The following is a 2,707-nucleotide window of genomic DNA, read 5'->3' on the forward strand; positions in this document are numbered from 1 at the left end:
CCTCCCGAGGGGGTGACGCGCCGCTCGTCGTCCGGACCGCGGTCCGGTCGGTCGTCGTCGGCTCAGGCCGACCCGGACTTGCGCTGGAACCGCCGCTGCGTCGGGCCGGCGGTCTCCGACCCGTGCACCTGGCCGGTGTTCCGCGTGCCGTCGGCCGTCCGGTGGCCCTGCGTCTTCTTGCGCTCGAGCGCCTCGCGGAACCGGGCCTTCGCCTCGTCGCTGGCCGCGTTCGGCCGGTCGTTCGCCATGGGGCACCTCCGTCGTCCTCGGGAGAGCCCAGGGTGACGGACCGCGGCGGGCGGCACCAGCCCATATGCCGTGGGCTGGGTCTCCCCCGGCCGGCCGCTCAGCGCGCGGGCTCGTCCGCCGAGGCGTCCTGCGGCGCGGCGGAGCGGCCCTGCTGCTCGCGCTCCGCGCGCAGCACCGTGATGGCCGACTCGAAGTCGTCGAGCGAGTCGAACGCCTGGTAGACGCTCGCGAACCGGAGGTAGGCGACCTCGTCGAGCTCGCGCAGCGGCCCGAGGATCGCGAGGCCGATCTCGTAGGCGTCGATCTCGGCGGACCCGGCCGAGCGGAGCGTCTCCTCGACCTTCTGGGCCAGCAGCGCCAGGTCGTCCTCGCTCACGGGCCGGCCCTGGCACGCCTTGCGGACGCCGTTCGCGATCTTCTCGCGGCTGAACGGCTCGGTGGCGCCGGAGCGCTTCACGACCGACAGGCTGGCCGTCTCCACCGTGGTGAACCGCCGGTGGCAGTTCGGGCACTGCCGACGACGACGGATGGACGAGCCGTCGTCGGACGTGCGCGAGTCGACCACGCGCGAGTCGGTGTGCCGGCAGAACGGACAGTGCACGGGAGACCTCTCGGGAGCGGCGTGCCGCGGCCGCCGAGGCGCCCGTCGACCGGTGGGACGTCGTGACGGTAGGCCGTGCATGGCACGGTCGCAAGCACGTGCCCGGCGGCGCCCCGCCCGGACGGGACGGCGCAGCCCGTCAGCCGACGGGGACGACCACCGTCTGCCCCGCCTGCAGCCCGCCGGCCGGCAGCTCGTTGAGCTCCATCAGGCGGAGCACGACGTCGCGCACGTCCTCGCCCGGCGTGGCGACCTCGGCCGCGAGCCCCCAGAGCGTCTGCCCCGGGGCGACGACGACACGCTGCACCTCGGTGGCGCCGCGCGGGCCGTCCGCCTGCGCGGAGACCGCCGCTCCTCCGACGCCGGTGGCCAGCGCGAGGGCCAGCCCCCACACGACGGCCCGGCCCCGGGCGGTCAGGCGCAACGGCGCCTCGGTCGCCGTGCGACCCGACGCGACATCGCTCGCCGGGACACGGCTCGCCGGGGTGCGGCTCGCCGGGACACGGCTCGCCGCGGCCCGACCCGCCGCGCCGCGGTCGGTCGTCGCGCGGCCCGTCGTGGCCGGGCGCGTCCGTGCCACCCGTCCACCGCGCACCGCGGGTGCGATCGTCATCGCGCTCATGTCCCTGCCCTCCGTCGTCTCGAGCACCCGGTGTCGAACACCTGTTCGTCGAACGCCTGTACGAGTTCTAGCAGACGCCTCCGACATCCGTCGAGACACGCTCGAACAGATGTTTGATCCGGCACCCGTGCGCCCCTAGGCTGGGGCGCGTCAGGAAGTGCACCACCGACCACCGACACGAGCCGCTGACCAGCGCTGACGCCCCCGGGTACCGCCGGGCCGCGTCCGGCGACCGGGAGGCGGCGCGGTGACGAGGCGGGTGCGCGCGGGACGACCGCGACGCGCCGCAGGGAGCAGGAGGCGCCGTGGGCGTGCAGGGCGGGACCAGGACGGCCGACGCGGCCGCGCAGGGCGTCGCGGACGCCGGCGCGACCGTCGTCGAGCTCGGGGCGGAGGAGGCGTCGGACGGCCTCACCGCACGGCAGCGCCTCGTCCTCGAGACGATCCGCGCCTCCGTCGAGACGCGCGGCTACCCGCCGAGCATGCGGGAGATCGGCGACGCCGTCGGCCTCACCAGCCCGTCGAGCGTCAAGCACCAGCTCACGGCGCTGGAGCGCAAGGGCTTCCTGCGCCGCGACCCCCACCGCCCCCGCGCCATCGAGGTGGTCCAGCCGGACGACGCCCGCACGGTCGGCACGCTGCCGCCCGCCGGCGGTCTCGACCTGGGCGCCGACGCGCCGGAGCGCGACGGCGCACCGGCGCCGTCCTACGTCCCCGTCGTCGGCCGCATCGCGGCGGGCGGGCCGATCCTGGCCGAGCAGGTGGTCGAGGACGTGTTCCCGCTGCCGCGCCAGCTGGTCGGCGAGGGCGACCTGTTCCTGCTGCGCGTCGCCGGGGACTCGATGGTCGACGCGGCGATCTGCGACGGCGACTGGGTGGTCGTGCGCCGCCAGCCCGTCGCGGAGAACGGCGAGATCGTCGCGGCGATGATCGACGGCGAGGCCACCGTCAAGACGCTCAAGCGCGCCGACGGGCACGTGTGGCTGCTGCCGCACAACGCGGCGTACTCGCCCATCCTCGGCGACGAGGCGACCGTCCTCGGACGCGTCGTCAGCGTGCTGCGCAGCCTCTGACCGCCCGGCGCGCACCCGTCCCGCGTGCCGCGCACGCCCGTCCCGCGTGCCGCGCACGCCCCACCCGCCGCACGCGCCCCGCCCCCGGCGCCGGCGGGGGGCGGCGGAAACCCCAGCCGCCGGGCGCCCCCCCCCCCCGCCCGCCCCACCCGCGCCAGGCCC

The 2,707-nt window shown here is 76.7% G+C and carries 4 protein-coding genes; 1 reads left to right on the forward strand and 3 read right to left on the reverse strand.

Going from position 1 to position 2,707, the window contains the following annotated elements:
* Positions 1-62: 62 nt before the first annotated feature.
* The 3 genes from ACFUMH_RS18920 to ACFUMH_RS18930 form a co-directional block, all read right to left on the reverse strand.
* Positions 63-248, reverse strand: coding sequence for a DUF5302 domain-containing protein (locus ACFUMH_RS18920; RefSeq protein ID WP_378209148.1), 186 nt, complete (start codon positions 246-248; stop codon positions 63-65).
* 98 nt (positions 249-346) lie between these two features.
* A complete protein-coding gene (gene nrdR / locus ACFUMH_RS18925) occupies positions 347-850 on the reverse strand; it encodes a transcriptional regulator NrdR (protein ID WP_378209151.1) in 504 nt (167 codons plus the stop codon).
* Positions 851-989: 139 nt separating this feature from the next.
* A complete protein-coding gene (locus ACFUMH_RS18930; protein WP_378209153.1) occupies positions 990-1,274 on the reverse strand; it encodes a LysM peptidoglycan-binding domain-containing protein in 285 nt (94 codons plus the stop codon).
* A gap of 503 nt (positions 1,275-1,777) precedes the next feature.
* Between ACFUMH_RS18930 and lexA the strand changes: the two genes are divergently transcribed.
* Positions 1,778-2,545, forward strand: coding sequence for a transcriptional repressor LexA (gene lexA, locus ACFUMH_RS18935; RefSeq protein ID WP_378209155.1), 768 nt, complete (start codon positions 1,778-1,780; stop codon positions 2,543-2,545).
* The last annotated feature ends 162 nt before the right edge of the window (positions 2,546-2,707 follow it).

The organism is Cellulomonas sp. NPDC057328, from assembly GCF_042667215.1.
Classification (GTDB): Bacteria; Actinomycetota; Actinomycetes; order Actinomycetales; family Cellulomonadaceae; genus Cellulomonas.

Coding starts and splice junctions, on each gene's coding strand:
- ACFUMH_RS18920 (WP_378209148.1), bottom strand. CDS start 248: ATGGCGAACGACCGGCCGAACGCGGCCAGCGACGAGGCGAAGGCCCGG.